Here is an 8,999-nt window from a genome sequence, read left to right on the forward strand (position 1 = left end):
CGGCGGCCTGGCCCCGGAGGGCCGCCCCCGGGCCGTCCTCGTCGCGGGCCCCGGCACCGCCGCCTCCGGGGTCGCCGACCTGATCGGCGCGCTCGCGGGCGCGGCCGCCCCCGTCGTACGCATCCACCCCACGGGCGTCGCCCCCGCACCGGGCGCCCTCCGCTGGACCCTGCCCGGCTGGGCCGGGTCCGTGGACCTCCTGCTCATCGCGACCGCCGACGGCTCCGAACCGGGCCTCGCCCTGCTCGCCGAGCAGGCCTACCGCCGAGGCTGCACCGTCGTCGCCGTCGCCCCCACCCGCTCACCGCTGCGCGAGGCGGTCGACGGGGTGCACGGTCTGGTCGTCCCGATGGCCGCCGCCCCGCACGGCGAGTACGACGCGGAGACCTCCGCCGCCGGCCCCGGCACCCTGTGGGCCCTGCTCACCCCCCTGCTGGCGCTGCTGGACCGGGTCGGCCTGGTGACCGCGCCGCCCGAGGACCTGCAGAAGGTCGCGGACCGCCTGGACCGCACCGCGGAACGCTGCGGCCCGGCCATCGCCACGTACGGCAACCCGGCCAAGACGCTCGCCGCCGAGCTCGCCGACAGCCTGCCGCTGCTCTGGACGGAGGGCGAAGCGGCGGGCCCCGTCGGCCGCCGCTTCGCCGCCGTACTGTCCGAGCTGGCGGGCCGCCCCGCCCTCACCGCACAGCTCCCCGAGGCCCTGCCCTCGCACGGCACGCTCCTCGCCGGGGACTTCGCGGCCGGCGCGGACCCCGACGACTTCTTCCGCGACCGGGTCGACGAGGGAGAGACGCTGAGGGCCCGGGTCGTCCTGCTCCGGGACCGCCCGACGGGAGGCCTCAGCGCCTACCCGGCGGCCCGGGAACTGGCGCTCGGCCACGACACCCCGGTCAGCGAACTGGAACCGGACGAGGGCAGCGAACTGGAGGCCCTGGCCGAACTGCTCGCGATCACCGACTTCGCGGCGGTCTACCTCTCCCTGGCCTCGGCCCCCAACCCTGAGACCTAGCCCCCCGGCCCCAACCCCGGCCGACCGGGCCCCGGCTCCCTCCCCAAGCCACGCGCCGCCCCCCCCGGGGGGCCCCGACTGACCCCACACCCCCCGGCCACCCCCACGACGCCAGGACCTCACACAACCCTGATATCCCTGGTGACGCAGACACTCACCCCCGCCCCACCCGAGGACGACTCCATGGACCGCCTGTCCAACACCGTGCGCCCCTACGCCTGGGGGTCCACCACGGCCATTCCCGCCCTGCTCGGCATCGCGCCCACCGGCGAACCGCAGGCCGAGATGTGGATGGGCGCCCACCCCGGAGCACCATCGCGGATCAGCCGCACCACCCCGGCGGGCGAGACGGCACTGGCCCTCACCGAGGCCATCGAGGCCGACCCGGAAGGTGAGCTCGGCGCCGCCACCGTCGCCCGGTTCGGCCCTCGCCTCCCCTTCCTCCTGAAGCTCCTCGCCGCCGGCGCGCCCCTCTCCCTCCAGGTCCACCCGAACCTGGACCAGGCCCGCGAGGGCTACGCCGACGAGGAGGCCCGGGGCGTCCCGATCGACGCCCCGCACCGCACGTACAAGGACGCGAACCACAAGCCCGAACTGATCTGCGCCCTCACCCCCTTCGACGGTCTGTGCGGCTTCCGCAGGCCCACCGAGGCCGCGGACGCGATGGAGGCGCTGGGAGTCGACTCCCTCAAGCCGTACGTGGACCTCCTCCGCGCCCACCCCGAGGAGGCCGCCCTCCGCGAGGTGCTCACGGCGATCCTCACCGCGGACCCGGCGGAGATGGCCGACACCGTGGCCGAGGCGGCGGCCGCCGCGGAACGCCTCGGCGGCGCCCACGCCCCGTACGCCCGCATCGCCCACAACTACCCCGGCGACCCCGGCGTCCTCGCCGCGATGCTGCTCAACTACGTACAACTCCAGCCCGGCGAAGCCCTGTTCCTCGGCGCGGGCGTACCGCACGCCTATCTCGACGGCCTCGGCGTCGAGATCATGGCCAACTCGGACAACGTCCTGCGCTGCGGCCTGACCCCCAAGCACATCGACGTCCCCGAACTCCTGCGGATCGTCCGCTTCGAGGCCACCGAGCCCGGCGTGCTGCGCCCGGAGGCCGCCCCGTCGGGCGAGGAGCGCTACGAGACCCCCGTCGACGAATTCGCCCTGTCCCGCTACACCCTCGCGTCGGGCGCGGCCCCCACCGGCCTGACCGCCCCCACCCCCCAGATCTTGCTCTGCACGGCGGGATCGGTCACGGTCGGCGAACTCGCCCTCGGACCGGGGGAGTCCGCCTATGTTCCGGCCGGCGAGACGGTCGAGGCGACGGGATCGGGCACACTCTTCCGGGCCACTGTGGCGGCCTGACCGACGGACCGTCCCGACGGCTGCAACAATGTGCCGCCTCACCGCGGCGGCACATGCCGCGCACCGACGAAGGGACACCACGCACTCATGAGCGCGTCAGGCGGAACCAAGGCGATCGTGGCGGCACTCGCCGCCAACCTCTCGATCGCCGTGGCCAAATTCGTAGCGTTCCTCTTCAGTGGTTCCTCGTCGATGCTCGCGGAGAGCGTCCACTCGCTCGCCGACTCGGGCAACCAGGGACTGCTGCTGCTCGGCGGCAAGAGGGCGAAGCGCGAAGCCACCCCCGAGCACCCCTTCGGCTACGGGCGCGAGCGCTACATCTACGCGTTCCTCGTCTCCATCGTCCTCTTCTCGGTCGGTGGCATGTTCGCGGTGTACGAGGGCTACGAGAAGATCAAGCACCCGCACGCGATCGAGGCCTGGTACTGGCCGGTCGGGGTCCTGGTCTTCGCGATCATCGCCGAGATCTTCTCCTTCCGTACGGCGATCAAGGAGTCCAACCTCACGCGCGGCGACCGCTCCTGGACCGAGTTCGTCCGCCGGTCCAAGGCGCCCGAACTCCCGGTCGTCCTCCTGGAGGACCTCGGCGCGCTCGTCGGCCTGGTCCTGGCGCTCGCGGGCGTCGGCCTCGCCCTCGGCACCGGCAACGGCGTCTGGGACGGCATCGGCACCCTCTGCATCGGCATCCTGCTGATCCTCATCGCGATCGTCCTGGCCGTCGAGACGAAGTCCCTCCTGCTCGGCGAGTCCGCCGGCCTCGAGGACGTCGAGAAGATCAAGGCGTCCGTGGTCGACGGCGACACCGTCACCCGCATCATCCACATGCGCACCCTTCACCTCGGCCCCGAGGAGCTGCTGGTCGCCGCCAAGATCGCGGTCCGGCACGACGAGACCGCGGCCGAGGTCGCCGAGGCCATCAACGCCGCTGAGAACCGCATCCGCGAAGCGGTCCCGATCGCCCGGGTCATCTACCTGGAGCCGGACATCTACAACGCGGAGGCCGCCGCGACCGGAACCAACCCGGGCAAGACGCTCGACGGCCCGCCCGAGGCCCCGAGCGATTCCGGCCACTGACCCACCGCGCACCAGCCCCGATCGGCCCGGTGACCCCTCACACACGCCCCTCTCCTCGAACGGGCTGGGGCTCACTGGGCCGTTCGGTGTAGATTCGGATACGGAAAACAGACGTCGCTGCTGATGGCGGTCGACCGGCTGGCGGGAGCGAGCCGGGCGAGGGACAGAGGGCCTCCGACGGACTGCACTGCGAACTGCCCGGGCATTCGTGTGCCCGCCGCGCCGCAGAGTCAGCCCAGACAGCCCACCCTCGACCCATCACGAGGAGCAGCCCGTTATGACGACGGCCACCAACCGCCAGGACTTCAAGGTCGCCGACCTCTCCCTCGCCCCGTTCGGGCGCAAGGAGATCACGCTCGCCGAGCACGAGATGCCCGGTCTGATGTCGATCCGTAAGGAGTTCGCCGCCGCTCAGCCGCTGGCGGGCGCGCGGATCACCGGTTCGCTGCACATGACCGTGCAGACCGCCGTGCTCATCGAGACCCTCGTCGCCCTCGGCGCCGAGGTCCGCTGGGCCTCCTGCAACATCTTCTCCACCCAGGACCACGCCGCAGCCGCCATCGCGGTCGGCCCGAACGGCACCCCGGAAGCCCCCGCGGGCGTCCCCGTCTTCGCCTGGAAGGGCGAGACGCTGGAGGAGTACTGGTGGTGCACGGAGCAGGCGCTGACCTGGCCGAACACCCCGACCGGCGGTCCGAACATGATCCTGGACGACGGCGGCGACGCCACTCTCCTCGTCCACAAGGGTGTCGAGTTCGAGAAGGCCGGCGCGGCCCCGGACCCGTCGACGGCGGACAGCGAGGAGTACGCCCACATCCTCACCCTGCTGAACCGCACCCTCGGCGAGGCCCCGCAGAAGTGGACGCAGCTGGCGTCCGAGATCCGCGGCGTCACCGAGGAGACGACCACCGGCGTCCACCGCCTGTACGAGATGCACCGCGACGGTTCCCTCCTGTTCCCCGCGATCAATGTGAACGACGCGGTGACGAAGTCGAAGTTCGACAACAAGTACGGCTGCCGCCACTCCCTCATCGACGGCATCAACCGTGCCACCGACGTCCTGATCGGCGGCAAGACGGCCGTCGTCTTCGGCTACGGCGATGTCGGCAAGGGCTGCGCGGAGTCCCTGCGCGGCCAGGGCGCCCGGGTGATCATCACGGAGATCGACCCGATCTGCGCGCTCCAGGCCGCGATGGACGGCTACCAGGTGGCCACGCTCGACGACGTCGTGGAGCAGGCGGACATCTTCGTCACCACGACGGGCAACAAGGACATCATCATGGCCAAGGACATGGCCCGGATGAAGCACCAGGCGATCGTCGGGAACATCGGCCACTTCGACAACGAGATCGACATGGCCGGCCTCGCCCGGATCGACGGCATCGTCAAGGACGAGGTCAAGCCGCAGGTCCACACCTGGACGTTCCCCGACGGCAAGGTCCTCATCGTGCTGTCCGAGGGCCGCCTCCTCAACCTGGGCAACGCGACCGGACACCCGTCCTTCGTGATGTCCAACAGCTTCGCCGACCAGACCCTCGCGCAGATCGAGCTGTTCACGAAGCCCGAGGAGTACCCGACCGACGTCTACGTGCTGCCCAAGCACCTGGACGAGAAGGTCGCCCGCCTCCACCTCGACGCCCTCGGCGTCAAGCTCACCACCCTGCGCCCCGAGCAGGCGGCGTACATCGGTGTCGAGGTCGAAGGCCCGTACAAGCCCGACCACTACCGCTACTGACCCACCCCCGGTGTTCGGGAGGCCGACCTCCCGAACACCGGACGCCTCCCGAACACCGGACGGCGTCAAGCCCTCAGCAGCAGATCCGAGCGCAGGCCCCCGCACCCCCGTGGCGGGGGCCTGCTCCCGTTACCGCCCCCGCACAGCCCGAGGAACCCGAAGGACCCCATGCCCCGCGGCAGGTATTCGCTCCACGACCTTCACGATCACACCCCCCTCGGTGAAGAACACTTCCACTGCGCCCCCGGCCCCTCCGGCTGGCGCTACGTCTCCCAGACCACGTCCCCCTCCGGAGACCACCTCGGCTCCGTCGACCTCGCCCTGGACGAGCTGGGCCGCCCCATCCGCCTCGAACTCCATGCCGCGAGCTGGCAGGTGCGAGGAGCAGCCCTCGAAGGGGTCACCTGGGTCCGGACCGACCCGACCGGCAGCCACGCCACCGAAGGCAATGTCCGCGCCCACACCTTCGCCGGCACGTCCCCCGCGTTCCTCATCGCCATGACCCGCCTCCTGCGCCTCACCCCCGATTCCCCCACGACCCGCGTCCGCGTGGTCACCTTCACGGACCCGGTCCTCGCACCCAGGACCGTCGACCAGTCCTGGGCTCTGGTGAACAGTGAAGCGCACGCCACTGACAACGGCCCCCTGGTCGTGGACGCGTACCAGGTCAGCGCCCTGGACACCGGGGAACAGCACACCGTCCACATCGCCGGCGACGTGGTCCTCGCGGCACCCGGCATCGAACTCGAACACCTGGAGACGCCCCCGTCCCCCCGCGCCCCGGCGACACCGCACGAATCAGGGCAGGACCACGCCTAGCCGGGCGGAGCGAACCCACCCGAGGAAGCACCCCCGCGCCGCTGCTCGCGAGCCCCGCCGACACCACTTCCCGACCCGGCACCGCCGCCGGCAGGCCCGGCAGGCCCGGCAGGTACGGACGGCACAGCAGGTACGGACAGCCCGGCAGGTACGGACGGCACAGCAGGTACGGAGGCCACGGGCCCCTCGACGCGAGGCCCGGCGAACACCCGCCGCGCATCCCGCCCCTGCCGCTCATGAACCACCGCGGCCAGGAACGCGGCCGCGGGAACGCCCTGCGGCGCGGCGGCTCCCGTCCGCGCGACCAGTTCACCGGCCAGCCGCTCCGCGATCGAACGCCCCACACCGGGATCCAGCTGCTGCATCCGCGTCAGGTACTGCCGTATCGAGGACCAGAGCTCGTCCGGCACGGCCGACAGATCCAGCTGCGCGAACCGGCCGACCAGCCAGGGCGGGGGAGGCGGCACGGCGACGGACCGGCCCGTCGCCGCGACCCGTTCCCGGACCACCAGTGTCCCGGCGAACACGTCACCGATCCGCCGCCCCCGCGCCGACACCAGGGACGCGATGGACGCCAGAGCGCCGAAGGTCATCAGAATCTCGACGAGCCCCATGGCCCCTCGCACGAGCGCGTGCCGGAACCGGATCGGCCCACCGTCGTCCCGCACCACCCGCAGCCCGCAGGCCAGCTTCCCCAGGGAACGGCCATGGCTCAGCGTCTCCACCGCGACCGGCCCACCGATCAGGATCAGCAGGAACGAGGCGACCCCGATCGCCGCCACGGCCGCCTCGTCCAAAGAAGCGGAAGCGATACCGAGCACGACCGATATGAGGATGAAGACGGTGAATATCACCGCCAGATCGATCGCCGAGGCCAGCGCCCGGCTCGGCAGCCGCGCGGGCCTCAACCCCAGAACGACCGCGTCCCCGGTCACCAGCTCACTCATCGGGCCCCACCCTTCGCCGACCTTCTCTGCCCCAGCCGGGCCCAGTCTGCCAAGCTGACCGCCAGCGCGCCGCAGTAGTACGGACCCGTACGCACCCTTGCCTGGAGCAACAGACGCCCATGGACCTCGACGTCTTCGTTACCGCCCACCGCACGGAGTGGGACCGCCTCGAACACCTCCTGCGCCGGGGGCGCCGCCTCACGGGCGCCGAAGCGGACGAACTCGTCGTCCTCTACCAGCGCACGGCGACCCACCTTTCGCTGATCCAGTCGAGCAGCCCCGACCCGCTCCTCACCGGCCGGCTCACCCAGCTCGTGGCCCGCGCCCGGTCGACGGTCACCGGCACCCGCAAGGCCTCCTGGCGGGACGCGGCCCGATTCCTCACCGCGGGATTCCCCGCCGCCGTCTACCGCTCGCGCCACTGGTGGGTCCCCACCGCAGTGCTCTCGACCGCGCTGGCGGCACTGCTGGGCTGGTGGATCGGTACCCACCCCGAGGTCCAGGCCGCGATCGCCGCACCGGAGGACCTCCGTGCGATGACCCGGCCGGGCGGGGAGTACGAGACCTACTACTCCAGCCATCCGGCGGCGTCGTTCGCGGCCCAGGTATGGACGAACAACGCACAGGCGGCGGCCCTGTGCCTGGTCCTGGGGGCGTTCCTCTGCATACCGGTGATCTGGATCCTCTTCCTCAACATGCTCAACCTCGGCGTCGGCATAGGCCTCATGTCCTCCGCGGGCCGCCTCGACGTCTTCCTCGGCCTGGTGCTTCCTCACGGCCTGCTCGAACTGACCGCGGTGTTCGTCGCCGCCGGCACGGGACTACGCCTCGGCTGGACCGTGATCGACCCGGGCCCCCTGTCACGCCGGGCCGCCCTGGCCCAGCAGGGCCGCGCCGCACTGGGCATGGCCATCGGCCTGGCCCTGGTCCTGTTCGTCTCCGGACTCATCGAGGGCTTCGTGACCCCGTCCGGCCTCCCGACCTGGGCCCGGATCACCATCGGCATCGCCGCTGAGCTGGCGTTTCTCGCGTACGTCTACATCCTGGGCGGCCGCGCGGCACGCGCCGGCGACACGGGTGACCTCACAGCGGTCGAACGCAGTGCCGAACTTCCCACCGCAGCCTGACCGCCGATGTGCTTTCACCCCTGCTGAGCTGCTAGTGTCCTCCTCGCCCACAAAAACCGTTGACACGGCAGATGTGGGGAGGTAGATTCGAACGGTTGCCTCGGACTAGACAGGTTCGAGTTGAGCGCGTAGTATCTACTCCGCTCGTGCAGGAGCACTTGTTGCTCCGCCGGGCCAAATGATTCTCCTTTTTCGAATCTCCGGGTCGTTCGTTTCGCCCCGTGAATTTCTGATAAAGTCGGATCCGCCGAAAGGCAAGGCCACTCCACAGGCCACCGGAAATCGAATTCGGACCGGAAACGGAACGAAAAAGAGTCTGGTAAAGTTGGAACCGCCGGAAAGGGAAAACGCGAAAGCGAAGAACCTGGAAAGCGAAAAGAGCAGGACCGCTTGACCCGCTTCGACCGGGAATCGGACACGAAAGAGTCTGATAGAGTCGGAAACGCAAGAACGAAGGGAAGCGCCCGGAGGGCCCCGGTGAAACGGGACCGAAGGAAGCGTCCGTTCCTTGAGAACTCAACAGCGTGCCAAAAGTCAACGCCAGATATGTTGATACCCCGGCCTGCTTCGGCAGGTTGGTGGTTCCTTTGAAAGTCCTACCGGGTTCACTTCGGTGACCGGGTAGGCATTTACACAGCGAGGACGCTGTGAACAACGGGTCTTATTCCGACCGGTTGTTCCGCTCTCGTGATGTGTGCACCCGATTACGGGTAAACATTCACGGAGAGTTTGATCCTGGCTCAGGACGAACGCTGGCGGCGTGCTTAACACATGCAAGTCGAACGATGAAACCGCTTCGGTGGTGGATTAGTGGCGAACGGGTGAGTAACACGTGGGCAATCTGCCCTTCACTCTGGGACAAGCCCTGGAAACGGGGTCTAATACCGGATAACACTCTGTCCCGCATGGGACGGGGTTAAAAGCTC

Annotated in this window: 7 protein-coding genes and 1 rRNA gene; 7 read left to right on the forward strand and 1 reads right to left on the reverse strand. The window is 70.1% G+C overall.

From position 1 onward, the window contains the following. The 5 genes from G3I54_RS19210 to G3I54_RS19230 all read left to right on the forward strand — a co-directional run. On the forward strand, positions 1-1,012 hold a 1,012-nt coding region (locus tag G3I54_RS19210), incomplete at its 5' end, for an SIS domain-containing protein (protein WP_164616098.1). 183 nt (positions 1,013-1,195) lie between these two features. Continuing rightward, the gene (gene manA / locus G3I54_RS19215) at positions 1,196-2,371 is read left to right on the forward strand and encodes a mannose-6-phosphate isomerase, class I (protein WP_164616104.1); all 1,176 of its coding nucleotides are present in this window, start codon (positions 1,196-1,198) and stop codon (positions 2,369-2,371) included. An 87-nt stretch (positions 2,372-2,458) separates the two neighbouring features. After that, positions 2,459-3,445, forward strand: a complete 987-nt coding sequence (locus G3I54_RS19220) for a cation diffusion facilitator family transporter (RefSeq protein WP_164616099.1) — start codon at positions 2,459-2,461, stop codon at positions 3,443-3,445. 277 nt (positions 3,446-3,722) lie between these two features. After that, positions 3,723-5,180 (forward strand): adenosylhomocysteinase, encoded by a 1,458-nt coding sequence (gene ahcY, locus G3I54_RS19225; RefSeq protein ID WP_164616100.1) that lies wholly within the window; start codon positions 3,723-3,725, stop codon positions 5,178-5,180. A 168-nt stretch (positions 5,181-5,348) separates the two neighbouring features. Continuing rightward, positions 5,349-5,999: a hypothetical protein gene (locus tag G3I54_RS19230; protein WP_164616101.1), complete on the forward strand. Its 651-nt coding sequence runs from the start codon at positions 5,349-5,351 to the stop codon at positions 5,997-5,999. On the opposite strand, the gene G3I54_RS19235 is transcribed toward G3I54_RS19230, so the two are convergent. Then, positions 5,996-6,946, reverse strand: a complete 951-nt coding sequence (locus G3I54_RS19235) for an RDD family protein (protein WP_164616102.1) — start codon at positions 6,944-6,946, stop codon at positions 5,996-5,998. The two genes, G3I54_RS19230 and G3I54_RS19235, sit on opposite strands and share 4 nt — an antisense overlap. Positions 6,947-7,065: 119 nt before the next feature. On the opposite strand from G3I54_RS19235, the gene G3I54_RS19240 reads away from it, so the two are divergent. Together G3I54_RS19240 and G3I54_RS19245 are read left to right on the forward strand one after the other, a co-directional pair. Then, complete coding sequence (locus G3I54_RS19240) at positions 7,066-8,073, forward strand: stage II sporulation protein M (RefSeq protein ID WP_164616103.1); 1,008 nt, start codon at positions 7,066-7,068, stop codon at positions 8,071-8,073. A 717-nt stretch (positions 8,074-8,790) separates the two neighbouring features. Continuing rightward, positions 8,791-8,999, forward strand: a 16S ribosomal RNA gene (locus G3I54_RS19245); the annotation flags it as partial.

Source organism: Streptomyces sp. SID14515 (assembly GCF_010548505.1).
In the GTDB taxonomy this organism is placed as follows: domain Bacteria; phylum Actinomycetota; class Actinomycetes; order Streptomycetales; family Streptomycetaceae; genus Streptomyces; species Streptomyces caviscabies.